Source organism: Prevotella sp. AGR2160, from assembly GCF_000424185.1.
Classification (GTDB): domain Bacteria; phylum Bacteroidota; class Bacteroidia; order Bacteroidales; family Bacteroidaceae; genus Prevotella.
This window is the reverse complement of record NZ_AUJK01000001.1, coordinates 40,122-64,143: the sequence shown is the minus strand read 5'-3', so window position 1 is coordinate 64,143 and position 24,022 is coordinate 40,122. Positions and strand designations below refer to the sequence as shown.

Sequence of the window (24,022 nt, the reverse complement as noted above, 5' to 3'; positions counted from 1 at the left end):
ACAATAAATAGAAACGAAAATGGATCAGGCAATCGTATCTCCCAAGCAGACCGTCTCTTTCCGATGGAATGCAGAACTGGTCAATAAACTCAAAGCTATAGCTAAAGAGCATAATCGTAGTCTCAGTAATCTTACGGAGACTCTGATCTCTAATATCCTTTCAGATAAGGAAGTAGAGAAGGATATTCCTAATCAAGCCACATTAGATGCTATAAACGAAGCCAAATCGGGCCAAGAGTTGGAAACTCTTCATATGGATCATTTTAAGGATTTCGTAAAATCTTTATAGTGATGGAACTTAAGGTCACTACACAGTTCAAAAAAGACTTGAAGAGATACAAGCATCATGTCAATTTGATGAATTCTCTTGAAATCGTTCTTTGTAGATTACAGGAAGAAGGAGAAGTTGCTCCGGAATATCTTCCCCATCCTTTACGTGGAGATTATAAGGATTGTATGGAATGTCATGTTATGGATGACTTTCTTCTTATCTGGTTTGATAAGTCGGAACCTGTTATCAAATTACTCCGTTTGGGGTCTCACGCTGAATTATTCGGTAAAGGAAAGAAGAAATAGTTCTATAAAAGTAAAAAAGTAAAGAAGTAAAAAAGTAAAGCTGCCGCAAGGTTCGCGCGCATTTTTCTTTTTTACTTTTTTACTTTTTTACTTCTCTTACTTTTTTACTTCTCTTACAGTTCTTCCGTGATAAATCCTTTCGGCAACGGACGGCAGTTATACTGGCTGGCCATGATCTCACCGTAGGCACCGGCGGAACGCAGGGCGATGAGGTCACCACGGTGCGTCTTGTTGAGGTCGATGGCCTTGGCGAAGACATCACTCGACTCACAGATCGGACCGACGACATCATACGTCTCTACGGGCTCATCACTCGTGAGGTTCTCGATCTTATGATAAGCCTGGTAGAGCGCCGGACGGATGAGGTCCGTCATGCCGGCATCGACGATGGCAAACTGCTTCGCCGTGCCCTGCTTGACATAGAGGCAACGGGTGATCAGTGAGCCCATCTGTCCGACGACGGAACGGCCGAGCTCGAAATGGAGCTTCTGGCCCTCGCGGAGCTTGAGATGATGGGCGAAGGTGTCGAAATAGCTCTTGAAGTCGGGGATGGGCACGCGGTTCGGATGATTATAGTCGATACCGAGACCGCCACCGACATTGATGTTCTCCACCTTGATATGATGCTGTTCGAGCTGGTCCTGCAACTGGTTGATACGGTTGCAGAGGGCCTCGAAATCACCCATGTCAAGAATCTGACTGCCGATATGGAAATGGAGACCGATAAACTTCACATGCGCCATCTGCTCTGCCTCGGAGATGACAGACTCCATGTCTCGCATGGCGATGCCGAACTTGTTCTCGGCGAGTCCCGTGGTGATGTTCGCATGGGTATGGGCACCGACATCGGGGTTGATACGGAAGCAGACACGTGCCACCTTATCCTTCTTGCCGGCAAGCTCGTTGATCACCTCCAGTTCGGGAATACTCTCCACGTTGAAGCAGAAGATATCACGGTCGAGGCCGAGGTTGATCTCCCAGTCGCTCTTGCCGACACCTGCGTAGACGATCTTCGAAGCCGGAAAACCTGTCTCCACGCAGCGCTGGATCTCACCGCCACTGACACAGTCGGCACCGAGACCGGCCTGACAGATGACGTTGAGGACCTTCGGATTGGCATTCGCCTTGATGGCATAGTGCACGACGAAGTTCGGATGCTTACCGGCCTCGGCATTAATCGTACGAAGTGTCTCCCGCAGCAGATCCGTATCATAATAGTAGAACGGTGTCTGCATCTTGGCAAACTTATCTATAGGAAATGTCCCTTTCATCGTTTTCTTATTTATTGAACAGCGTATCGCTCAGACTCTGCAGCGCACGCTTCTTGTCACTCTCGCGAACGAGGAAGGAGATATTGTAGTTGCTGCCACCGTAGGAGATCATGCGGACAGGGATATTCTTCATGGCATCCATGACGAGCGTCTCGAAGCCGACATTGCTCCAGTCGAGATCACCGACGACACAGATGATGCACATGTCCTGGTCTACCGTTACGGTACCATATTTCTTCAACTCATCGACGATCTCACCGAGATGGCTGACATTGTCGATACTCATGCTCACACCTACCTCAGAGGTGGCGATCATATCGATCGGAGTCTGGTAGCTCTCGAAGATCTCGAAGACCTTACGCAGGAACCCCGTAGCCAGGAGCATACGGCTCGACTTGATCTTGATGGCCGTGATGTTGTCCTTGGCAGCGACGGCCTTGATCTTGCCGCGTACGATGACATTGTCGATGATCGTACCTTCAGCCTTCGGGTCCATCGTGTTCTTCAGACGAACGGGGATACCGGCATACTTGGCAGGCTGGACACAGGTAGGATGGAGGATCTTCGCGCCGAAATAGGCCAGCTCGGCAGCCTCCTCAAAGTTGAGCTGATGGACAGCCTCCGTCTTGTCGACGACACGCGGGTCGTTGTTGTGCATACCGTCGATATCCGTCCAGATATCAATCTCGTCGGCCGGCAGGGCAGCACCGATGAGCGATGCCGTATAGTCGGAGCCGCCACGCTGGAGGTTGTCAACCTCACCATAGGCATTACGGCAGATGAAGCCCTGGGTGACATAGATCTGCTGATCGGGGTTGGCCTCCATGATCGGGTGCAGTTTCTCCTTGATATACTGTGTGTCGGGCTCAGCGTTCTTATCCGTACGCATGAAGTCGAGGGCATTGAGGAGGACGGCCTTCACGCCCTGCTCCTTGAGGTAGTTGACCATCATATTGGTCGACATGATCTCACCCTGTGCTACGATGCTCTTCTCCTCGAAACTCGTGAAGAGATCCTTGGTGAAAGAGCGGAGGTAGTCGAACTCACCCTGCAGGAAGTCACGGGTGGTCTTCTTGGCTTCTTCCGTGGCGTAGAGCTCCTCGACATGCTTGAGGTATTTCTTCTCCAGATTATTGATGACCTCGTTGGCACCCTCAGGATTTTTCTTATACAGATAGTCGGAGATCTCCACGAGGGAGTTGGTGGTGCCGCTCATGGCAGAGAGGACAACGAAAGTGGGTTCGCCCGATTCCGTGATCAGTGAGGCTACATTCTGCATCCGTTCGGGACTTCCTACGGATGTACCTCCAAATTTCATTACTTTCATATCGCAACTTAAAAATTTAAATTTTTCTATTTTTCCCACCGTAGGGTGCGGCTTTTTTAGCCTCATGGTCCTCTTGCAGGGGCCGTCCCTTGTGGCGGCCCGTCGGCGGAACGCCGAATGGTAATGCGCATATGGAATGCCGTAACCGGCATCGGGCCGCCACATTTCTGTCCCCCGGGCACGGGGGAAACGAAGGGGGTGGACGGCCCCTGCATTCCCGGTTAGGGCGCCCACAAGGGGTGCCCCTACGGTGGATCTTATCCCTCTTCTCCGTCTTCGGTGAGATCCAGCTGGCGGTATTCTCCCGTAACGTCACTGATATGTCCGTCCTTGCAACGGTAGACGATGCCGGGGAACTGGTTCAGCAGGGGGATGTTATGGGTGGTCAGGACAACGGCGGTGCCACTCTTCGTCAGGTCGCGGAGCAAGGCAATGATATCGCTGGCAGTCTCTGGATCGAGATTTCCCGTCGGCTCATCGGCAAAGATAATTTTCGGCTTGTTCAGTAAAGCGCGCGCGATGGCGATACGCTGCTGCTCACCACCAGAGAGCTCATGAGGCAGGCGGTCAATCTTGTCAGACATACCGACTTGTTCGAGAACCTCATCAATACGTGTGGCAATCTCCTTCTTTTTCTTCCATCCCGTAGCTTTTAGTACAAACTCCAGGTTCTTACGGACACTGCGGTCACGCAACAGCTGGAAATCCTGGAAAATGATCCCCATCTCACGACGCAGGGAAGGAACTTCCCGGCGGTGGATCGTCTTCAGTTCACGACCGAGGACTTCCGCTTTCTCTGCTTCGTCCTTGTGAAGGTCGAGCTCACAGTAGAAGGTCTTCAGCAGACTCGTCTTGCCTGAGCCTACCTTTCCGATAATATAGATGAATTCCCCTTCGTCAACGTGGAAGTTGACATGCTCGAGGACCTTATTGTCCTCTTGATAGATATTGACGTTCTGATAGTTGACTAGCATGATGTTTATTTCTTATAAGTACCATTAAACTTTGCCAACCGGCGGTCCTTGTCCCAGTTGGGATTATGGCGTTTGAGGAGCTCGGCAGCGACATCCTCGATGCGCAGCCCTTGGTCGGCGAGCAGGACGATGAGGTGGTAGAGGATATCAGAGGCCTCATAGACGAGCTTCTCCTTGTTACCGCGGACAGCCTCGATGACGGTCTCCAGAGCTTCCTCGCCGACCTTCTGGGCGATACGGTTCGTCCCTTTCTTGAAAAGGGCAGTGGTATAGGATCCCTCGGGCATCTCCTCGTGGCGCTTGTTGATGAAGTCTTGCAGTTCCGTGAGGAAGAGAATCGGATTATAGAGGTTATCTTCGCCCCAGCAGGTGTCGGTGCCCTTATGACAGGTAGGGCCGTCGGGTTTCGCCTCCACAAGGAGGGTGTCATTGTCGCAGTCCGCCTTCATACTCACGAGGTGGAGGAAGTTGCCGGAAGTCTCGCCCTTTGTCCACAGGCATTGGCGGCTGCGGCTCCAGAAAGTTACCTTTCCGGTCTCGAGGGTTTTCTGGTAGGCTTCCTCATTCATAAATCCGAGCATGAGGACGTTTTTCGTTTTGGCGTCCTGGATGATGGCGGGAACCAGTCCGCCCATTTTATTGAAGTCGAGTGTCATTGTTTCTATTTCTTATTGTCTATTGTCCATTATCTATTGTCCATTCTCCATTGTCCATTGCAGGGGTTACATTCTCACGTTGATCCCTTCCTCCCGGAGGTATGCCTTGAGGTCTGGAATCTTGATCTCGCCGAAGTGGAAGACGCTGGCGGCGAGGGCGGCATCGGCCTTGCCCTTGACGAAGGCATCACGGAAATGCTCCGGCTTACCGGCACCACCACTGGCGATGATGGGGATATCGACCTCATCGGCCAGACGTGCCAGGGCCTCATTGGCGAATCCCTGTTGCACACCGTCATGATCCATACTCGTGAAGAGGATCTCTCCGGCACCACGGTCGGCGACCTCACGGGCCCAGTCGAAGAGGCCGAGCTCCACCCGCTCCCGGCCGCCTTTCACGTAACAATGCCATCCGTCGGGATCCTGACGGGCATCGATGGCACAGACACAGACCTGTGAGCCATAATGCCGCGTGATCTCCGTGATGAGCTCGGGACGGCGGATGGCGGCACTGTTGACACTGATCTTGTCAGCACCGGCATTCAGCAGTCGGTCGACATCCTCAAGACTGTTGATGCCGCCGCCGACGGTGAAGGGAATATTGATCTCCCGGGCCACTCGTGTGACCATATCCGTGAAGGTCTTGCGGCCTTCAAAGGAGGCTGTGATATCGAGAAAGACGAGCTCGTCGGCACCAGCATCACTATAGGCCTTGCCGAGTTCCACGGGATCCCCGGCGGAACGGAGGTTGACGAAATTCGTGCCTTTCACCGTCTCGCCGTTCTTCACGTCGAGGCAGGGGATGATACGCTTTGCCAAACCATGACCGGTGGGACGATGGAGGGGCAGCCGTGCCACGTCGATCTTTCCCTCATAGAAGGCCTTGCCGAAGACGACGGCGGGGATGCCCTCACGCTGCAGAGCCTCGATATCGGCATTACTGCTCACGCCGCCACTAGCGATGAGGTGGAGCTGTGGATAGGCGTCCATGATCTCCTTATATAATAAGGTGGCGGGACCCTGAAGGGTGCCGTCCTTGCTGATCTCCGTACAGAGGACATTCCTCACGCCATGGTCTACATATTTCTTCAGGAAGGGCAGGAGGTCTTCCGAGGAGTCCTCCTTCCAGCCGTTGATGGAGATCTTACCATTGCGTACGTCGGCACCGAGGATCATGCGATGGGCGCCATAGTGGTCGAGCCAGCGCAGGAAGAGGTTGGGCTCCGTGACGGCGATGCTGCCCACGGTGACCATGGAGGCACCGGCGGCGAAGGCCTTCTCGATATCTTCCTCCGTCTTGATGCCTCCGCCGAAATCGACGGTGAGGTTCGTGGCGTCGGTGATGGCCCGCAGCACGCCGTCGTTGACGATATGCTTCGACTTTGCGCCGTCGAGGTCTACGACATGCAGGCGCGTGAAGCCGAGGGCCTCGAAATGACGGGCCACGGCGACGGGATCTTCATTGTATACTTTCTTCTGGGCATAGTCGCCCTTGGTGAGTCTGACGCATTTGCCGTCGATGAGGTCGATGGCTGGGATGAGTTCAATGCTGTTCATAGGGCGAGGAAATTTTTCAGAATCTGTTCTCCGATCTTCCCGCTTTTTTCGGGATGGAACTGGGTGGTATAGAAGTTGTCCTTGTGGAGCGCGGCACTATAGGGGACGATATAATCGGCCTCGGCTGCCGTCCAGGGGCACAAGGGCACATAATAGCTATGTACGAAATAAACATAGGGGTGGGGTGGAAGGGAGGTGAAGAGCTCTCCCTTCGGCGTGATCTCCTGCCACCCCATGGCAGGGACCTTATCCTCATGGCGCTGGGGACGGAAACGGCGGACATCGACATCGAAGATACCGATGCAGTCGACATCTCCCTCTTCAGAATGACGGCAGAGGAGCTGCTGACCTACGCAGATGCCGAGGACAGGCTGCCGGAGGTCCCGGATGACGGTGTCAAGATGGTGGGAGCGAAGATATTCCATAGCCTCCCTTGCGTTACCCTGACCAGGGAAGAGCACCTTGTCGGCATTTTGTAGTACCGCTGCGTCATCACTCAGCAGTGGCTCTATGCCCAGACGGCGCAGTGCGTTGACCACCGAGTAGATGTTACCGGCGTTGTATTTGACAATAGCTACTTGCATGGCTTGCATTACATTTTTTACGGTTACTGACGATTCAGTCGGTTCCCGTGTGCTGTTTACCGTGCAAAGGTACGAAAAAGTTTCAACTTAAAAGCAAAGAAGAACGATTTTCTTGTATTTATAGGAAAATCTGTGCAAAATCATTCTTAAAATATTAAGGATATTGTAGGTGGCCGCCATATTGCGGCCACGCAAGGAATATGGGGAATTATTTTTCCGCCGCCCGTAATATGATGCTTGTCGCCCCGATGGTGAAGAGGCTGCCGTCCTCAATAACACGGCGTTCTTTGTCACCGAGAATCTCGTTGTCGACGAAAGTGCCGGTATAGGAGGGGCCGTCACGAAGGACATATTTCAAGTGGTGATGCTTGTCGTAGCTGACATTGATGATACAGTGGTGCATGTCAATGCTCGGGTCGTTGGTCTCAATGGGACAGTTGGCCGTGGAGCCTTTCATATAGCGGCCGATAATATTATCGCCGAGACGGAGTGGAATGACCTGCTTATAGTGGAAGACGTTCTCAATGACGACGATGGAGCCGTAGGCCTCCGCATTGGCCTGCTCGTCGGGGTGCTCCTCCTTCTGCGTGTTGCGGAGCTTGGATACACCGAGGCGGATGCCAAACTGCTTGCCACATTGCGGGCATTCGAAGATCAACTTCTGACCGGGCTCGTATTTCGTCTCATCAAAAGTGATGAAGTTATCACATTTAGGACATCTTACTCTTTTCATGATCGCTTACTCTTTAGTCTTCATGATCCAACAGCCGTTGCGGAAATCACTACAGTCATCACTGAGTTTGCTGAGAGCTTTGCCGGCTGCCTCCTTACTGATATAGTGACCATATACAACCTTCGTGTGCTCTCCGGGAACGGAGAGAACACGGGCATGGACATATCCTTTGCGGTTTAGCTTGGCCACGTAAGCGGCTGCGTTAGCCTTTGTGACATGGGAGGCTAATACGATGGCAAAAGGACGGGCAGTGTCGCTTCCTTGCGCTTGCAAAGCGCAAGCACCCGACGGCGTGCCCGGTGTTACGGCAGACTTGGTAACTGTCTTTACGGCAGACTTGGCGGCTGTAGATGTTGACGGCTGAGTGGCACTCTGACCGTTAGCGACGGCCACATGGTAGGCCGGCTGGGTCGTTTCCGCAGGGAAGAGGCGTGTCAGGTAGCCCGTGTCGATCTTACTGCGCAGTGCCTGCTGTCCCTGCTGTGGACCGAGGGGCATGGAGAGGAAAAGGAAGGCGATGATAGCGATGGCAGCAGCGGCGATGTTACGCAACAGACTGACGCGGATGCTGATGGTCTTTGGTTCCTCATTCTCAGCGGCCACGGCAGACCGACACTCTGCCGTGACGGTGGCGTCATCTTCCGTTTGTTGACGGCTATTGGTCGTGACAGTGGCATTCATAGAGATAACAGGGGCCGATTCTGTCTCCTGCTCTGCCCGGAGGGCAGCAAGGGGCTTCATCTCAAAGTTGCCCAACCCGTAGAGACTTGGCGTTAGAAGACCGGCCTCACAAGGCTCAAAGACGATATGGCCCTCCTCATCACGGGAGAGGACGCCGATGTCGTTGAGCTCATAGCGGCCTTCGTTGTCGAGATGCTGGCGGAGCTCACGGACTTCTTCATCGATGCGCGCTACTGCCTCTGGATAACTGATGTCGTAGGCTTCCACATAGCTCTGGGCCAGGAGGGAGTCGTTCATCGTCAGCTGAGGGTTGAAACCGATCGTGCGGAGAGGCGGAATAAAGGATCCGTCACTCTCATCATAGCGTGCGTCGACATGATGCGCCATGAAACCGCCGAAATCGGGAACGATCACGCAGTCGTTATTGAGGAGAAGTATTTCTATGTGTCTGTCAATATGAATCACTTTTTTTTTATGCTTTTAAGTCTTTGCAAAAGTACAATAATTCTTTGGGATATGCAAGCGTTTATATCATTTAACTCAAAAAAAAGGCGAAAGATTTTTATAAATGGATACTTTTTTCTACCTTTGCAAGTACGTATAGCCCCTAGCAAAAAAGTAACGAGATGATGCAAAGTCGAATATTATATCTCTTCATGGCCGGATTGCTGGTCTGCGGTTGCAGTCATAAGCCGGCAAAGGACGAGCGTCCCGAGGATGTCCAGGCCAAGAAGATGCTTCAAGGTGTATGGATCGATGAGGACGATGAGGATGTAGTCTTCCGCGCCAAGGGCGATACCATCTATTACTCCGACGAGAGCGTCCAGCCCGTGTATTTCAAGATTGTTGAGGACACGCTGTATCTGGAGGGTTCCCATGAGATGAAATATCCCATCGTGAAGCAGGCTCCGCATATCTTCCAGTTCAAGAACCAGGACGGTGATGTCGTGAAACTCATCAAGAGCAGCGACCCCGAGGACCGCCGCGTCTTCCAGCACCAGAAGACCGTGGCGCTGAACCAGAATGAGCTCATCAAACGTGACACCGTCGTCATGGCTGGTGGAGAGCGCTACCATAGTTATGTGCAGATCAATCCTACAACTTATAAGGTATTAAAGCCGACAGTGAATGATGATGGGGTAGAGGTCGACAATATTTATTACGACAATATCATCCATATCAGCCTCTTCCACGGGGCGCAGCAGGTATACTCCCATGACTTCTACAAGCGGGATTTCTCGTCTGTAGTGGATCCCGATAATCTGAAGCAGTGCATCCTCAGTGATATGATCCTCAAAGGAGTCGACAGCAAGGGCATCACCTATCAGGCCGTACTGCAAGTGCCGGACAACCAGACCAGCTATCTCGTCAATACCTTTATCAGCTTTCAGGGGAGAGTGAGAATGAGCTTGTAAAAGAATAGTTGTGGTTTACGACCGCTAAATACGTGAGATAAATTTCTATCCTTGAAAGATAAATTTCTATCTCTGTTATTTATCAGGGCTATTTCATGCATTTAAGGTTACAAGGTTACAGGTTACATTTACAAGGTTACAGGTTACAAATTACAAATTACAAATTACAAATCACAAATCGCAAATCACAATTTGCCCTATTGCGCAGCCACGTCCTATAGGTATATATTATATTATAATATATTATAATATAATATATAAATAATATACTTACAGATTATTGGGAAAATATACAGTTAAAATGCATAAAACTTCAAAATACGGCAAATTGTGATTTGTAATTTGTAATTTGTAACCTGTAACCTGTAACCTTGTAACCTCCAGTCCGTGTAAAGATGCAAGCTTCCGAGATTGTCGGAACGCCAATCTCAGTTGATTATCAGTATTTTACATCCACTGTAGGGTGCGGATCTTGTGGCCGTCCTAACCGGGATGCAATGGGTACATGATTGTCCATGATCCGTTCTATGTGGTGTTAGGACGGCTACAAGGGCCGCCCCTACGGTGGGGAAATGTCCTAAAAAAGCCTTGGAATGCCACCCTCCAACCCAATTTTTTGAAGAAAACCGGACAATACCGCTCAAAAAACCTGACAATTGAGCGAATATCTATGCAAATCGCCCTCATTTCTTGATTTCATATTCACACCCCATATTCCCGTTACCGCAAATAACCCAATCAATCCCGATCAAATTCCGATCCGTTTTCTTCGCCAAAAACAGCACGAACGTTAGAAAAACAAGTTCAAACTCAGTTTTCTACCCTGCAAAAGACAAGAAATGAATCAACAAGCGTTAAATTTTAAAGGATAAAAATAAAACATCTGTTAAATGATGATGTAATATTCCCCATTTACAGGGTGCAGCCTCGCACCCGCATTGATCCTCATGTAGGTGGCCACCATGTTGTGGCTACGCACCCACATTGGGCGGAGTATGACCAATCAAGTTCAAAGATGGCGGGATATGATCAACCAAGTCTCTAAGGGTATGGGCAAAAAAAAAGCGACGACCTTCACAGGCAACCGCTCCAAATCTTCGATAGGTATTAGTTCCTTATAAGGTAAAAAGATTGTTTTCAGGATAACACTTGCAAAAATAATGAATTCTTGATTAATATCAAAATTTTCATTAATATATTTTCTGCGCTTGTGTGGCGTGTGCCCGCACAGACGCTAACTTTAACTTTCATTAATACAAACGATTGCACAATCAGATCAATTCAAGAAGTTTATTGATGAACTTATCGATGGTGGAGGAATCGGTGAGTTGCTGGAGTTTCTGATTCATTTTCCGTTCCACCTGTCGCTGTACACGACGGCTGACACTGTCAGCGAGCTGATTCATTTTCTTCTCGGTTTGGCTGGCGATATCCTGAGCAGCCTGGTCGGTATCGTCCGTGTTGTCATTGGCGGCGCTCTCGTCTGCATTGTCCGTATCATTGTCGGAATCCATCTGACTGTCGTCGGATGAGGCGGCATTGAGATCCTTCTCTCCCTCAATAGCGCGGATGATATCATCATCGTTCATCGTCTTCACCTTGCCGAGGATACCGAAACTGATGGTATGTTCCTCCCCATTGATGTTGACAGTACATTTTGAGAAGAAGAGGTCGTTGTGGTATTGTACGGCATTGTCAAGGACGGTATCAATGAGAGGACCGGCAAACATGCGTGTGATCATATCCATCCCCATTGAAAGAAGATCCTGTTCGTCACTGTTGGCTTCCTGACCTTGAGAGAGTTTGTTGAGGGTACTGCTTACCTCGGTTTTGATAGCCTGTTTATGGACCTCCTCAGACGGATTTGTAATGGCGAGGATGATCAGAAGGGCAGCGAGGATGGAGAGGGTGACGAGGAGAGGTCTTTTCCAGCGGGGCTTGCTTTCCGATGCCTGCAAACCATCGGCACCCGACGGCACGCCCGAACTGGCGGCTTCAGAGTTCGCGTCCGGGTCGTTTGCGCCTTGCTGCTGGTCAGCCTGCGGGTTCTGCTGCGGACTATCGGGCCCTTGTTGTGTGGCTTGTTGAGCCGCTTGCTGAGCTGTCTGTTTGGCGATGAGGATGGGCTTGAGCTCATCGATCTGCCAAGCAGGTGTCCAGTCTTTCATGCCATTGGCCCAAAGGAGACTCTCGGCGGTGATATTTTTTTGAGCTAACTGTTCGAGGGAGAAGGGGCCTGTCTGTTGGCCGTTCTCCAAAAGAAAATATTCCATTGTGTTGTTTTAATGTGTTGTTTTAATTTGAAAAAAGAGAGTGTGGTAAAATAACTTTCCGTTGCTGTTAATGAGTGGCCAGCCACCATGCTGTTTTCTGCTTGCCTCGTAAGGCTACGGGATGCTCACTGGGGTCACTGATCGTCATTCCCGAGAAGTCTGTAACGGGGATCTGGTAATAGCCGTTATAGTTCGATGGCAGTTGATACAGTACTGAGAAGATGTTTTTGGTAGCCTCAGAGGCGATGACGGTCTTCTTGAGCTGGTTTGTCAGTTCCGTATAGATATCCATGTTTGTGATGGCAACGGGTTTGCCGTCGGCAGATAACTTGTAGAGGTGCTTGAAGTAGCTTCCGAAATCATAGAATAGGGCGGGGGAGAAGCCATCTAAGCGTTGAACCTTACTAGTCACGGAGTCAGGAAGAACATATCCACCTTTATTGATCCTTTTGACGATGGCGGCGAGGTTTTCCGTCTGTCGGCAGTCGATGGCGGCGAGGGTGCCGTAAGGTATGTCGTAGTTGTTATAGAAAGTGTGAAAAGCGCTTACCATTCCTGAATAGGACGGACTGTTGCCATGCATGCTGCTCCACATGGAACGATAGGGCATGCCGATAACGGCCACCTCACTTGTGCTGGCCACGAGGAAGTTGGTGACATCACGCAGGGTGTAGGCCGTCTCCACATTCGCCATATAACAGTCGTCAAGGAGGAGATATTGCAACTTCGGCGCTATTGTGGGGTAGGAGAGAGAAGACATCGCTTCCTGAAGACCTGAGGCGAGGGTCTCGATGTCAACGCCATAGTTGGTGATGTCATCGACACTGCCGTAGAACCGTGACAGATTATGGAAGTTCAAGACTTCCGGGGCTTGCAAGTTATCGGCTCCGGCGTACGTGCCGCTCTTTGCAGAGGAGGGGTAGTTGGTCCAGTCGCTCTTGTAAGTCCAGCCACTGCCGTGACAGCCAATGATCATGGCGTAGTTGAGGGCTGGGGCTTGTGTAAAGGCGTCTTTGACGATCGTGGCGATACCGTCGGCCGTGGTGTAGCCTGTTCCCTCATACGTTTTGACCGTGTCGAGACGGCATTGGTAGTTGGCATAGTGTATATTGTAGAGTGCGGCTTTGGTGGCAGAACTGTTGAGATAGACAAGGACACGTCCGTTTTGTAACCCCTTGGCTTTCACAATACCGGCACAGATACTGTCGATATTCTGTCTGAAATAGTACAGCAGCCCGGGTTTACTGCCACTGTCTCCGGTCCAGGGCATGAAGACGAGGATGGTCTGCTGGTTGTAGTCTTCGTTGACATCAACGGCTTCGCCACTGCAACTGTTCAGGGTGAACAGTGCAATGGCGAAGGCGCATAATATAAAGAGGTAATGCTTCATAGAAACATCTATTTCATCTTCTTGAGTTCGGCAATGGAGTCGTTGAGGGCCTGAATCTTCTCCAAGGCATCGGACTCCTTCTTACGCTCGCGGTCGACGACGGCGGCGGGAGCATGGGCGACGAAATTCTCGTTGGAGAGTTTCTTACGGACACCAGTGAGGAAGCCATTGAGGTGGTCGAGTTCCTTCTGGGCTTTCTCAAGCTCGGCGGCAACATCGATGAGGTCGCCCACAGGGACGGCATACTCATCAGTGCCTACCATGAAGGCGGAGGCATCGGCACTCTTGCTCTCGACGACATCGATGGCCTTCAAGTTCGCCATCTTCTTGATGACGCTGTCGTAGGCTTTCAGATGATCCTCACCGATGACCTGTAGCGTGAGTTCCTTCTTCGGCGCGATATTCTTCTGGTTACGGACGGTACGGACACCACCGACGACCTCCTTGACGCGCTCGATGTCGGCCGTGAGCTGACGGTCGGCATCCGTAGGAGCGGGGATGTCGAGGACGGCCGTCATGATGCTCTCGCCATCCTTGCGGTCGTAGATATGCTGCCACAGTTCCTCTGTGATGAACGGCATGAACGGATGGAGCATCTTCAGCAGGTTGTCGAAGAAGCGGAGCGTGGCATCCATCGTCTTACGGTCGACGGGCTTGCCATATTCCGGCTTCACCATCTCCAGATACCAGGAGGAGAACTCATCCCAGAAGAGGCGGTAGACGGTCATCAGGGCCTCGGAGATGCGGTAGCTCTTGAACTGCTCGTCCATCTCGGCATTGACCTCACGGAGCTTGGCGTCGAACCACTCCACGGCGATACGTGCCGTCGCGGGCTGCTCGATATCCTCCACCTGCCAGCCCTTGACGAGGCGGAAGGCGTTCCAGATCTTGTTGTTGAAGTTACGGCCCTGCTCGCAGAGACTCTCATCGAAGAGGATGTCGTTGCCGGCTGGTGCGGAGAGCATCATGCCCATGCGCACACCGTCGGCGCCATACTTGTCGATGAGCATGAGGGGATCGGGGGAGTTACCGAGACTCTTCGACATCTTACGGCCGAGCTTGTCGCGGACGATACCCGTGAAGTAGACATGCTTGAACGGCATCTTCCCACGGTACTCATAACCGGCCATGATCATACGGGCAACCCAGAAGAAGATGATATCCGGACCCGTCACGAGGTCGGAAGTGGGATAATAATAGTTGATGTCGGGGTTGTTGGGCTCGTTGATACCGTTGAAGACGGAGATGGGCCAGAGCCAGCTGGAGAACCACGTGTCGAGGCAGTCGCTCTCCTGCTCGAGGTCGGCGGCGGTGACGGCGGGATTCTTCGCCTGGGCGAGCTTCAGGGCCTCCTCGGCGGTCTCAGCGACGACGAAGTCCTTCTTGCCGTCGGCAGTCTTGAAATAGTAGGCCGGGATGCGGTGACCCCACCACAGCTGACGGCTGATACACCAGTCCTTGATGTTCTCCAGCCAGTGGCGGTAGGTGTTCTTGTATTTCTTCGGATAGAACTCGATCTCGTCGTCCATCACCGGTGGCAGGGCGATATCAGCGAAGTGTTGCATCTTCAGGAACCACTGCGTGGAGAGCTTCGGCTCGATAGGCACGTTGGTACGCTCGGAGAAGCCGACCTTGTTGTCATAGTCCTCGATCTTCTCCATCAGTCCGGCCTTGTCGAGGTCGATGGCGATCTGCTTGCGCACATCCATACGGTCCTGACCGACATACATGCCGGCAGCCTCGGAGATGGTACCGTTGTCGTTGAAGATATCGATGGTCTCCAGACCGTGCTTCAGACCGAGGGCGTGGTCGTTGACATCATGGGCCGGCGTGACCTTCAGACAGCCGGTACCAAACTGGATATCGACGTAGGAGTCCTCGATGACGGGGATCTCACGGCCTACGAGGGGCACGATGACATGGAGTCCGCTGAGCCACGTGTTCTTTGGGTCGGCAGGGTTGATACACATGGCGGTATCACCCATGATCGTCTCCGGACGTGTCGTGGCGACGACGGCATAATAGCCCTTCTCATCTTTGTGCATGACATTGTCGGGGCTCTTGCGGCTCACCTTGTCCTGCTCAACGATATAATATTTCAGATAGTAGAGTTTGGAGTGCTCATCCTTGTAGATCACTTCCTCGTCGGAGAGGGCCGTCTGTGCCTTCGGGTCCCAGTTGACCATACGGACACCACGGTAGATATATCCTTTGCGGTAGAGGTCTACGAAAACCTTGATGACCCCCTTGGAGCGCGTCTCGTCCATCGTGAAGGCCGTACGGTCCCAGTCGCAGGAACAGCCGAGTTTGCGGAGCTGCTTGAGGATGATGCCGCCGTGCTCACGTGTCCAGTCCCAGGCATGCTCGAGGAACTGCTCACGCGTGAGGTCGGTCTTCTTGATGCCCTGTTCGGCGAGCTTGCCGACGACCTTGGCCTCTGTAGCGATGGAGGCGTGGTCGGTGCCGGGTACCCAGCAGGCGTTCTTGCCTTCCATGCGGGCACGGCGTACGAGGATATCCTGGATGGTATTGTTGAGCATGTGACCCATGTGGAGGACACCCGTCACATTGGGCGGCGGGATGACGATGGTATAGGGTTCGCGACCGTCCGGCTTGCTTGAGAAGAGCTTATGGTCAAGCCAGTACTGATACCATTTCGACTCCACTTGTTGGGGGTCATACTTACTTGCTATTTCCATTTCGATTTGATGAATTTAAATGCGATTTTAAATACAATATTTATTTAGGATGCAAAGTTACGAAATATTTTTGAAAACGCAATATACTTTCCATAAAAATGAGCAATAGAACGGCGTTCCGCCGTCGGGCCGCCACGAGGGACGGCCCCTGCAGGGGAACCATAAAAGATAGCCGTGGAAAATTTGCACTTCTCGATTATTTTCCATAACTTTGCAAGGACAAACGTAAAAGATAAGAATCGTGCACACGAAAGAAGAGAAAATGAAGGCTTTCGGACGGCTGCTCGATGTCCAGAACCGCCTCCGCAAGGAGTGTCCGTGGGATAGGAAGCAGACCTTCGAGAGTCTGAGACCCAATACGATAGAAGAGGTGTTTGAGCTTGCTGACGCCTTGATGGCACAGGACCGCAAGGAGATCCGCATTGAGCTCGGTGACGTCATGGAGCATGTCGTGTTCTATGCCATGCTCGGAGAGGAGTGTGGCGCCTTTGATATGGCTGATGTCTGCAACAAAGAGGCGGAGAAGCTCATGTTCCGCCATCCGTTCATCGACTGGACGGGATGGGAAGGTGATCCGAAGGCGAAGGCTGTGGGCAGCAAGTCTACCGATAACTCCGACAAGCCCACCACGGCCGCCGATGTCGAGATGACCTGGGAACAGATCAAGCAAAAGGAGAAGGACGGCAACAAGACTGTTCTCGGCGGTGTCCCCCGGTCGTTGCCGAGTCTTATCAAGGCCTACCGTATCCAGGACAAGGCGCGGAATGTCGGCTTCGATTGGAAAGACAAGAGTGATGTGTGGGCAAAGGTCCGTGAGGAGATGGGTGAACTCGAAGACGAGTTGCGCAAGGAGGATAAGGAGCGGTCTACCGAGGAACTCGGCGACTTCCTCTTCTCCGTGATCAATGCTGCCCGCCTCTATCATCTCAATCCCGACAACGCCTTGGAGAAGACGAACCGGAAGTTCATCCGGCGTTTCAATTATGTGGAACAGAAAGCCAAGGAGCAGGGACGTGAGTTGAAAGACCTTACGCTCGGCGAGATGGACGAGCTATGGAATGAAGCAAAGAGAAAAGAACCTAAAAAATAAACGGATATGAAGAAGATGTTGATGATGGCAGCCGTGATCGGGATGGTCTTCGCCTTTGCGGGCTGCAAGCAGAGTAGCAAAAAGGCTACACCGGTAATCAGTCAGACAGAGCAGACGCAGAAGAATGACAACGACAGTACAGTGTATGGTGTCTGTGGTGATGGTACGGCTATGCATACCCTGGAACTTATCACCGATGCCGGTGACACGCTGAACTATATGATTGATGACGAGGAAGACCAGTCACCCGTTGTCGGTGGTCTCTTCAGTGGTGATCGTATGGCGGTCATCGGACATAAGGAAGGCGGCGATCTCGTGGCTACGAAGATCATCAACCTCACGACGCTCACGGGTAAGTGGATGAGTCTCGACAAGAACTTCGAGATCCTCGAGGGTGGTCAGGTGAAGTCGTATGCCAAGGCAGAGAACAATCCGTGGACGACATGGAAGATCCTCAATGGTAAACTGCTGTTGAATAAGGATACCTTTGATATTGACAACCTCGGTGCCGACAGTCTCTATCTCGAGAATAAGAACGGTATCTTCACCTTTAAGCGTCAGAAGTAGGATTGGAGCCTTTCAATGTTTTTATCCTGGGGTGCGGGTCGGCGATGCCGACGATGAAACATAACCCGTCGGCGCAGGTCGTGGAGATCCGCGGTAAGTTCTTCATGGTCGACTGTGGCGAGGGCACGCAGCTGCAGTTGCGGCGCGCCCGTGTCCACTTCAATAAGATCTCCGCCGTTTTCATCTCCCATCTCCATGGCGACCACTGTTTCGGACTCATCGGGATGATCTCCACCTTCGGCATGCAGGGCCGGACAGCAAGTCTCCATGTCTATGGGCCGAAGGATTTGGGACCGATCTTACAGCAACAGTTGGATTTCTTCTGTCATGACCTGGGCTATGAGGTCGTGTTCCATGCTGTGGATACGACGGTAAACAAGGTGATCTATGAGGACCGGAGCCTAACGGTGGAGACGATACCCCTGGAGCACCGCATGCCTTGCTGTGGTTATCTCTTCCGGGAGAAGGCGACACTGCCGCATATCCGTCGGGATATGATCGATTTCTATGGTATTCCGATCAGTCAGATCAATAATATCAAAGCCGGTGCGGGGTGGACGACGGCTGACGGCAAGGAGATTGCTCAGAGTCAGTTGGTGACGTCCGCTGATCCCGTCCGCAGTTACGCCTATTGCAGTGATACCCGCTATATCCCCACGCTTCACAACCTTTTAGAGGGTGTCAGCCTCCTCTATCATGAGTCGACGTATGCCCATGACCGGGAGGCCTTTGCCGCGAAGTATTTCCATTCCACGGCGGCACAGGCGGCTACCGTCGCCCGTGATGCCCATGTTGGTCAATTGGCCTTAGGGCATTACAGCGCGCGCTATCCGGATGAGAGCATTTTGCTGGAAGAGGCACAGGCCGTCTTCCCCAATACGGTGCTGACGAATGAAGGGGATAGCCTCACCCCTGCCCCCTCCCCTGAAGGGAAGGGGGAGTGAAATGCGAGACACACCAATCCTTCCCTTCCTTGCGCTTGCAAAGCGCAAGCACACAACGGCAGGCCCTCTCGAACGGGACTTCTATTTCAGGAATCTGTCTGCCTCTATGGCAGCTTTTGCGCCGGAACCGGCGGCGACGATGCCCTGGCGGTAGACGGGATCGCAGACATCACCGGCGGCAAAGACGCCCTCGATGTTTGTGGCCTGACTGTTGCCCTTGGTTTTGATAAAGCCCTGAGCGTCCATCTCTAAGCCGCTGTCCTTGAAGAGCTCCGTGTTCGGCTTATGACCGATAGCGAGGAAGAATCCGTCGATGGCAATATCGAACTTCTCCTCGTTGGGCTCTCCCTTGAAACGTACGAGGTGGGCACCCTCCACGCCGTTCTCACCAAAGAGACCGAGGGTGTTCGTGTTGTAGAGAATCTCGATATTCTCCTTTTCCTCCACACGCTTGCGCAGAATCTCCGCGGCACGGAGGTAGGGCTTGCGGACAATCATGTATACTTTCTTGGCCAATGAGGCGAGATACATCGCTTCCTCGCAAGCCGTGTCACCACCACCGACGACAGCAACGGTACGTTTGCGGTAGAAGAAGCCGTCACAGGTAGCGCAGGCACTGACACCCTGACCACTGTATTTCTGCTCATCAGGGAGACCGAGATATTTGGCACTGGCACCGGTAGCGATGATGACGGTGTCGGACTCAATTTCACGACCGTTGTCATCGGTGAAATGGAAGGGACGGCTGCTGAGGTCGGCCTTCGTGATGCTGCCGTCACGCAGCTCAGCGCCGAAGCGGCCGGCTTGCTCCTTGAGGTCCATCATCATTTGATTACCGTCGACGCCTTGTGGATAGCCGGGGAAGTTCTCCACGGTCGAAGTCGTGGTGAGCTGACCGCCGGGCTGCAGACCGGAATAGAGGACGGTTTTCAAGCCGGAACGGCCACAGTAGATGGCCGCGGTATAGCCTGCTGGGCCGCTGCCGATGATGAGTGTCTGAATTTTTTCCATATTTGTTCCTTTCTTCTGTATCGTCTCCTGTCTTGCAGGAGAGGGGTTATTATCTAAAAATAGGTCACAGAATTCGTCATGCTGTTCTGAAGTACCTGAGAATTGTCCGTTATAGGGCAATCATTGTGCAAATTTACGATTTTCTTTCACTTTTTCGGCCGATAATTTGCATTTTAAATTATTTTTAATTAATTTTGCATCTGAAAGAACAATGAAATAAAGAATGCCTCGTTAAAATATATAGTTGAGAAAAATTTTCACCATACTGTTGTCCCTTGTGCTACTTGTACTGTCGTCTTGTCAGTTCAAGTTGAAGCCTTATGAAGACGATCTTAGCCTACCTAGTTATCAAGTACAACGCTATGACCGTCTGGAGAGTCGTTATCTTACGACGGGTGATTTCTCCGCTTTGCAACAGATGAATACCGACTATCCTATTGAGACACGTACCCTCATTGAGAAGATGCTGCAGCTCGGCTCTATTGAGGATCGGGATATCCGTACGAAGTTTCTGATGTTCTATCAAGACTCCACGCTTCAGTCGCTCATCAATGATGTGGAGACGGAGTATGCCAATATGGATGATATCAACGATGGTCTGGAGAAGAGTTTTAAACAACTGGAACAGTGGATCCCATCGATGCAGCATCCCGAGTTTTATGCTCAGATTGGCGCTTTGGATCAGAGTATTGTCATTGGTGACAAGAGCGTGGGTATCTCGTTGGATAAATATATGGGTGAGAACTATCTCCTTTACAAGAAATACTATAACTATAATCAGCGCCAGCAGATGACGCGTGCTTATATCGTTCCCGACTGTATCACATTCTATCTGTTGAGCCTCTATCCGTTGCCCAACTTCCAGAGTCAGCCGCAGCGGACACGTGATCTTCATTTCGCCAAGATGATGTGGGTGGCCAATCAGGCTATGGGTACGCATTTCTTCCGTACACCTTACGTGCATGTCATCGCAAAATATATGAAGGCACATCCGAATGTGAGCATTGAGGATCTGCTGAAGAGTGAGGATTATAGCAAGATAATTGATTAGTTCAATGAATAAAGTAACCTTGTTTCTCTCAGCTGTATTGATCTCCATGTCAGCTTCTTCTATCTCCGCACAGGCAGCAGAGCACCTCGATCTGAAGGCTATCACCTCCGGGGCTTTCTCTGCCAAGTATATCACGGGTATTAACCCCATTCCCGGCACCGACCGTTATGCCTCTATCAGTGCCGACAACAAGCAAGTCATAGAATATTCTTTCCGTACGGGTAAGCAGTTGCGCGTCCTGTTTACGGCGCCCGACAGTATCACCTCCGTCGATGGTTACACCATCAGCCCTGATGGTCGTAAGTTGCTGATCATGACGAAACGCAAGGCGGTTTATCGCCGTTCTTTCAAGGCGGAATATTTCATCTATGATATCGCCTCGAAGAATCTTACGAAGCTCTCCTCGGGAGACAATCAGCAGGTGGCGACGTGGTCACCCGACAGCCGTCATGTGGCTTTCGTGCGTGACAATAATCTCTTCATCACTGACGGAAAGACAGAGGTGCAGGTGACGACGGACGGTAAGTTCAATGCCGTTATCAATGGTATTCCCGACTGGGTCAACGAGGAGGAGTTTAGTTTCAACCGTGCCTTCGCGTGGAATGCCGACGGCTCCGCCCTGGTATGGATCCGTTATGATGAGAGCCGTGTGAAGACCTATGATTTGCAGCTTTTTGAAGGAAGTAATCCCGAGCGGACGGAATATGCCGTCTATCCCGGACACTATAGCTATAAGTATCCGAAGGCCGGTGAGGATAATGCCCTCGTCAGCCTATGGAGCTATGACGTCAGGAAGGGAACTAAGCAACAGGTTAATTTGCCGCTGGAAGCTGACGGTTATATCCCCCGTATTATCAAGACCGGTGATAAGAATGGTCTCATGGCCTATACCATGAACCGCCATCAGGACTCCCTGCGGCTCTATCGTGTAAATCCTTTCACGGCGAAGAGTCAGCTCGTCGTTCTGGAGACGGTGCCCAAATATGTGAAAGAGGAGGCCATGGAGGGTATCATGATCGGGAAACAGACGATCCTCGTGCCCAGTGACCGTAACGGATACATGCATCTCTATCTCTACGACCATAACGGCAAACTGTTGCGGCAGGTGGAGGATGGCCATTATGATGTCTTGCAGGTTTATGGCTATGACGAAAAGAACGGTGATGTCTATTTCCAGGCTGACAAGCAGAACGCCCATGACCGTCAGGTCTATGTTGCCCATGCCGATGGTCGTGTGGAAGCGCTGACGCATCGGCCGGGCAACAACAATGCCCTCTTCTCCGGCGATTATCGTTATTTCGTGAATATCTGGAGTGACTATAACACACCCTATGTCTTTACGGCCCGTGATCAGAAAGGCCAGGCGATCCGTGTCCTGGAGGATAACAAGGAACTGAAGAAGAAGATTGCGGACTATGGATGGACCAAGAAAGAGACTTTTTCTTTCACCACTTCCGAGGGCGTGAATCTCGACGGTTGGATGGTCCGTCCTGCCGATTTCAATCCTGCTAAGAAATATCCCGTTATCCTTTACCAGTACAGTGGTCCCGGCAACCAGCAAGTCGTTGATTCCTGGTCTACGGGAAGTATGGGCAATGGCGGTGCTTTTGATATGTATCTCGCCCAACAGGGCTTCATCGTTGCCTGTGTTGATGGACGAGGCACCGGTGGCCGTGGCGCTGATTTTGAGAAATGTACTTATCTGAAGATCGGTGATCTGGAGTCGAAAGATCAGGTGGAGACAGCACAGTATCTGCAGACGCTGCCGTATGTCGATAAGGACCGTATCGGTATCTGGGGCTGGAGTTTCGGCGGTTTCAACACGCTGATGAGTATGAGCGAGGGCCGTCCGGTCTTCAAGGCCGGTGTTGCCGTTGCGCCGCCTACCAACTGGCGGTGGTATGACACGATCTATACAGAGCGTTATATGCGCACGCCGAAGGAGAATCCCGATGGCTATGCCACGAATCCTATCGTCCGTGCACCGAAGCTCCATGGTCGTCTGCTGATCTGCCATGGTACTGCCGATGACAATGTGCATCCGCAGAACACGTTTGAATATGCCGAAGCCCTTATTCAGGCAGATAAGGACTTCAAGGAGAATTATTATACCAACCGCAACCACAGTATCTTCGGTGGCAACACGCGCAACCACCTGCTGCGGCAGATCGCGGAGTGGTTTAAGGAAAACTTGTAAGGCCTTTCTGATCCCTTTGCAGGGGCCGTCCCTTGTGGCGGCCCGACGGCGGAACGCCGTTCTCTATTACGGAATGCCCTTACGGGCATTGGGCCGCCACAAGGGACGGCCCCTGCAAAAAGACCAACGGGTGAGGCTTTACTCTATGATCCCCGCCTGTTTCCACTGTTCTGCAAGCGTGGTGGCATCCTGACGGGCAGTGTCGGCATCGACCTCATATTCTTTTGTAAGGAGGTCTGCAAGGGTGTCTACCGTGAACTCCTGATCTTGGATATGTTCCCAAAGATAGGCAGAACTCTCATTCATACTGATGATATTGCTGAAGTCGATATTCTCTTTGCCTTCAGCGACAACGACTTTCGCTCCGCAGACATCACGGAGGTTGAATCCTTTCTTAGCTTTCATATTTTTTTCTCGATTCTTTTCTTCTTGGCGGAACTTCGTTTGCCAAGTTTACTTTTTTACTTCTTTACTTTTTTACTTTTTTACTTTTTTACTTTTATATGGGGCGGAACAGGATGAATCATGTCCCTACATCGGACCGAACCATGGAATCCAGATGCGACGATAGGCGGCGAGGAGATAACGGCGGAAGGGAAGGAGCATCCGGCACCAAAAGAAAGAGTAGGTACGCCACTTCAGGCCGTTGGTCTTGTCGAGGTAGTCATGCCCTTTCCGATAGAAACCAAGAGCGAAGGCCTTGACATCCTCCCGTCGACAGTGCTCACAACCCATATTGCCGTCACCACGAAGGGTCACGGCATCACCGTTGATCTTCACGATACGGTGAAGGACGAAATGCTTCGGTGCTGTCTCTGCCAGGACGGCATCCCCGACATGAATCTGTTGTACTTTCGTCAGCAGAGCCTTGTCACGGTTGTCCTCCAGGAAGGGTCGCATGGAGAAGCCTTTCAGCCGTAGTGTCACCGTGTGTCCCTCATTGATCAGGGCAATGACCTGTGGCAGGAGGATGGCATTCTCCATCTTTTTCTCTATGATCGGAATCTTTTCCATTTGTTTCATTTT

22 protein-coding genes and 1 pseudogene are annotated in these 24,022 nt (G+C 51.7%); 8 read left to right on the top strand and 15 right to left on the bottom strand.

The features are described from left to right. Positions 1 to 19 precede the first annotated feature (19 nt). On the top strand, positions 20 to 289 hold the full coding sequence (locus tag G604_RS0100275; protein ID WP_028908786.1) for a DUF6364 family protein: 270 nt from the start codon (positions 20 to 22) through the stop codon (positions 287 to 289). Positions 290 to 291: 2 nt separating this feature from the next. Further along, positions 292 to 576 carry a type II toxin-antitoxin system YafQ family toxin gene (locus tag G604_RS0100270; RefSeq protein WP_036904181.1) on the top strand — a complete coding sequence of 95 codons (285 nt, stop codon included), beginning with the start codon at positions 292 to 294 and terminating at the stop codon, positions 574 to 576. 113 nt (positions 577 to 689) lie between these two features. Here the strand turns inward: G604_RS0100270 and lysA are convergent, their stop codons facing one another. The 9 genes and pseudogenes from lysA to G604_RS0100230 form a co-directional block, all read right to left on the bottom strand. Further along, positions 690 to 1,847, bottom strand: coding sequence for a diaminopimelate decarboxylase (gene lysA / locus G604_RS0100265; protein WP_028908784.1), 1,158 nt, complete (start codon positions 1,845 to 1,847; stop codon positions 690 to 692). A 7-nt stretch (positions 1,848 to 1,854) separates the two neighbouring features. Next, positions 1,855 to 3,174, bottom strand: coding sequence for an aspartate kinase (locus G604_RS0100260; protein ID WP_028908783.1), 1,320 nt, complete (start codon positions 3,172 to 3,174; stop codon positions 1,855 to 1,857). Positions 3,175 to 3,431: 257 nt separating this feature from the next. Beyond that, the gene (locus G604_RS0100255) at positions 3,432 to 4,148 is read right to left on the bottom strand and encodes a cell division ATP-binding protein FtsE (RefSeq protein WP_028908782.1); all 717 of its coding nucleotides are present in this window, start codon (positions 4,146 to 4,148) and stop codon (positions 3,432 to 3,434) included. Between the two features lie 5 nt (positions 4,149 to 4,153). Further along, positions 4,154 to 4,804, bottom strand: a complete 651-nt coding sequence (hisIE, locus tag G604_RS0100250; RefSeq protein ID WP_028908781.1) for a bifunctional phosphoribosyl-AMP cyclohydrolase/phosphoribosyl-ATP diphosphatase HisIE — start codon at positions 4,802 to 4,804, stop codon at positions 4,154 to 4,156. 66 nt (positions 4,805 to 4,870) lie between these two features. Further along, positions 4,871 to 5,653, bottom strand: coding sequence for an imidazole glycerol phosphate synthase subunit HisF (hisF, locus tag G604_RS0100245; RefSeq protein WP_028908780.1), 783 nt, complete (start codon positions 5,651 to 5,653; stop codon positions 4,871 to 4,873). Further along, positions 5,639 to 6,361 (bottom strand): annotated as a pseudogene (gene hisA / locus G604_RS15115) (1-(5-phosphoribosyl)-5-[(5-phosphoribosylamino)methylideneamino]imidazole-4-carboxamide isomerase); the annotation flags it as partial. The gene hisF and the pseudogene hisA, both read right to left, overlap by 15 nt. Next, a complete protein-coding gene (gene hisH, locus G604_RS0100240; RefSeq protein ID WP_028908779.1) occupies positions 6,358 to 6,945 on the bottom strand; it encodes an imidazole glycerol phosphate synthase subunit HisH in 588 nt (195 codons plus the stop codon). The gene hisH and the pseudogene hisA, both read right to left, overlap by 4 nt. 208 nt (positions 6,946 to 7,153) lie before the next feature. Continuing rightward, positions 7,154 to 7,678: an FHA domain-containing protein gene (locus tag G604_RS0100235; RefSeq protein WP_028908778.1), complete on the bottom strand. Its 525-nt coding sequence runs from the start codon at positions 7,676 to 7,678 to the stop codon at positions 7,154 to 7,156. A 6-nt stretch (positions 7,679 to 7,684) separates the two neighbouring features. Next, positions 7,685 to 8,824 carry an SPOR domain-containing protein gene (locus G604_RS0100230; protein ID WP_028908777.1) on the bottom strand — a complete coding sequence of 380 codons (1,140 nt, stop codon included), beginning with the start codon at positions 8,822 to 8,824 and terminating at the stop codon, positions 7,685 to 7,687. Positions 8,825 to 8,985: 161 nt separating this feature from the next. On the opposite strand from G604_RS0100230, the gene G604_RS0100225 reads away from it, so the two are divergent. Continuing rightward, positions 8,986 to 9,774, top strand: a complete 789-nt coding sequence (locus G604_RS0100225; RefSeq protein WP_028908776.1) for a DUF4738 domain-containing protein — start codon at positions 8,986 to 8,988, stop codon at positions 9,772 to 9,774. 1,271 nt (positions 9,775 to 11,045) lie between these two features. Here the strand turns inward: G604_RS0100225 and G604_RS0100220 are convergent. The 3 genes from G604_RS0100220 to G604_RS0100210 all read right to left on the bottom strand — a co-directional run bounded on the left by G604_RS0100220 (position 11,046) and on the right by G604_RS0100210 (position 16,136). Then, positions 11,046 to 12,047, bottom strand: coding sequence for a GYF domain-containing protein (locus G604_RS0100220; protein WP_028908775.1), 1,002 nt, complete (start codon positions 12,045 to 12,047; stop codon positions 11,046 to 11,048). A gap of 67 nt (positions 12,048 to 12,114) precedes the next feature. Then, positions 12,115 to 13,437, bottom strand: a complete 1,323-nt coding sequence (locus G604_RS0100215; protein ID WP_036904176.1) for a clostripain-related cysteine peptidase — start codon at positions 13,435 to 13,437, stop codon at positions 12,115 to 12,117. Positions 13,438 to 13,445: 8 nt separating this feature from the next. Then, complete coding sequence (locus G604_RS0100210) at positions 13,446 to 16,136, bottom strand: valine--tRNA ligase (RefSeq protein ID WP_028908773.1); 2,691 nt, start codon at positions 16,134 to 16,136, stop codon at positions 13,446 to 13,448. A gap of 241 nt (positions 16,137 to 16,377) precedes the next feature. Here G604_RS0100210 and mazG point away from each other — a divergent pair, with 241 nt between their 5' ends. Genes mazG through G604_RS13085 form a run of 3 tightly spaced genes read left to right on the top strand, consistent with a single transcriptional unit; the run spans position 16,378 to position 18,737 of the window. Then, the gene (gene mazG / locus G604_RS0100205) at positions 16,378 to 17,226 is read left to right on the top strand and encodes a nucleoside triphosphate pyrophosphohydrolase (protein WP_028908772.1); all 849 of its coding nucleotides are present in this window, start codon (positions 16,378 to 16,380) and stop codon (positions 17,224 to 17,226) included. Between the two features lie 6 nt (positions 17,227 to 17,232). Continuing rightward, entirely contained in the window at positions 17,233 to 17,793 is a 561-nt protein-coding gene (locus G604_RS0100200; RefSeq protein ID WP_028908771.1) for a hypothetical protein, read from the top strand. 2 nt (positions 17,794 to 17,795) lie between these two features. Continuing rightward, the gene (locus tag G604_RS13085; protein WP_051220127.1) at positions 17,796 to 18,737 is read left to right on the top strand and encodes a ribonuclease Z; all 942 of its coding nucleotides are present in this window, start codon (positions 17,796 to 17,798) and stop codon (positions 18,735 to 18,737) included. 81 nt (positions 18,738 to 18,818) lie between these two features. Here the strand turns inward: G604_RS13085 and trxB are convergent, their stop codons facing one another. Beyond that, complete coding sequence (gene trxB / locus G604_RS0100190; protein ID WP_028908770.1) at positions 18,819 to 19,748, bottom strand: thioredoxin-disulfide reductase; 930 nt, start codon at positions 19,746 to 19,748, stop codon at positions 18,819 to 18,821. Between the two features lie 244 nt (positions 19,749 to 19,992). Between trxB and G604_RS0100185 the strand changes: the two genes are divergently transcribed. Both G604_RS0100185 and G604_RS0100180 read left to right on the top strand, forming a co-directional pair. Then, entirely contained in the window at positions 19,993 to 20,799 is an 807-nt protein-coding gene (locus G604_RS0100185; RefSeq protein ID WP_196801071.1) for a gliding motility protein GldB, read from the top strand. A 4-nt stretch (positions 20,800 to 20,803) separates the two neighbouring features. After that, positions 20,804 to 22,996 carry a DPP IV N-terminal domain-containing protein gene (locus tag G604_RS0100180; RefSeq protein WP_028908768.1) on the top strand — a complete coding sequence of 731 codons (2,193 nt, stop codon included), beginning with the start codon at positions 20,804 to 20,806 and terminating at the stop codon, positions 22,994 to 22,996. Positions 22,997 to 23,134: 138 nt separating this feature from the next. On the opposite strand, the gene G604_RS0100175 is transcribed toward G604_RS0100180, so the two are convergent. Together G604_RS0100175 and G604_RS0100170 are read right to left on the bottom strand one after the other, a co-directional pair. Continuing rightward, positions 23,135 to 23,401, bottom strand: coding sequence for a PqqD family protein (locus G604_RS0100175; protein ID WP_028908767.1), 267 nt, complete (start codon positions 23,399 to 23,401; stop codon positions 23,135 to 23,137). A 126-nt stretch (positions 23,402 to 23,527) separates the two neighbouring features. Then, positions 23,528 to 24,010 (bottom strand): S24/S26 family peptidase, encoded by a 483-nt coding sequence (locus G604_RS0100170; protein ID WP_028908766.1) that lies wholly within the window; start codon positions 24,008 to 24,010, stop codon positions 23,528 to 23,530. Positions 24,011 to 24,022: the final 12 nt, after the last annotated feature.

Coding starts and splice junctions, on each gene's coding strand:
- G604_RS0100220 (WP_028908775.1), bottom strand. CDS start 12,047: ATGGAATATTTTCTTTTGGAGAACGGCCAACAGACAGGCCCCTTCTCC.
- G604_RS0100210 (WP_028908773.1), bottom strand. CDS start 16,136: ATGGAAATAGCAAGTAAGTATGACCCCCAACAAGTGGAGTCGAAATGG.
- G604_RS0100260 (WP_028908783.1), bottom strand. CDS start 3,174: ATGAAAGTAATGAAATTTGGAGGTACATCCGTAGGAAGTCCCGAACGG.
- lysA (WP_028908784.1), bottom strand. CDS start 1,847: ATGAAAGGGACATTTCCTATAGATAAGTTTGCCAAGATGCAGACACCG.
- hisH (WP_028908779.1), bottom strand. CDS start 6,945: ATGCAAGTAGCTATTGTCAAATACAACGCCGGTAACATCTACTCGGTG.
- G604_RS0100255 (WP_028908782.1), bottom strand. CDS start 4,148: ATGCTAGTCAACTATCAGAACGTCAATATCTATCAAGAGGACAATAAG.
- trxB (WP_028908770.1), bottom strand. CDS start 19,748: ATGGAAAAAATTCAGACACTCATCATCGGCAGCGGCCCAGCAGGCTAT.
- G604_RS0100215 (WP_036904176.1), bottom strand. CDS start 13,437: ATGAAGCATTACCTCTTTATATTATGCGCCTTCGCCATTGCACTGTTC.
- G604_RS0100170 (WP_028908766.1), bottom strand. CDS start 24,010: ATGGAAAAGATTCCGATCATAGAGAAAAAGATGGAGAATGCCATCCTC.
- hisIE (WP_028908781.1), bottom strand. CDS start 4,804: ATGACACTCGACTTCAATAAAATGGGCGGACTGGTTCCCGCCATCATC.
- G604_RS0100235 (WP_028908778.1), bottom strand. CDS start 7,678: ATGAAAAGAGTAAGATGTCCTAAATGTGATAACTTCATCACTTTTGAT.
- G604_RS0100200 (WP_028908771.1), top strand. CDS start 17,233: ATGAAGAAGATGTTGATGATGGCAGCCGTGATCGGGATGGTCTTCGCC.
- G604_RS0100175 (WP_028908767.1), bottom strand. CDS start 23,401: ATGAAAGCTAAGAAAGGATTCAACCTCCGTGATGTCTGCGGAGCGAAA.
- G604_RS0100225 (WP_028908776.1), top strand. CDS start 8,986: ATGATGCAAAGTCGAATATTATATCTCTTCATGGCCGGATTGCTGGTC.
- G604_RS0100270 (WP_036904181.1), top strand. CDS start 292: ATGGAACTTAAGGTCACTACACAGTTCAAAAAAGACTTGAAGAGATAC.
- G604_RS0100180 (WP_028908768.1), top strand. CDS start 20,804: ATGAATAAAGTAACCTTGTTTCTCTCAGCTGTATTGATCTCCATGTCA.
- G604_RS0100275 (WP_028908786.1), top strand. CDS start 20: ATGGATCAGGCAATCGTATCTCCCAAGCAGACCGTCTCTTTCCGATGG.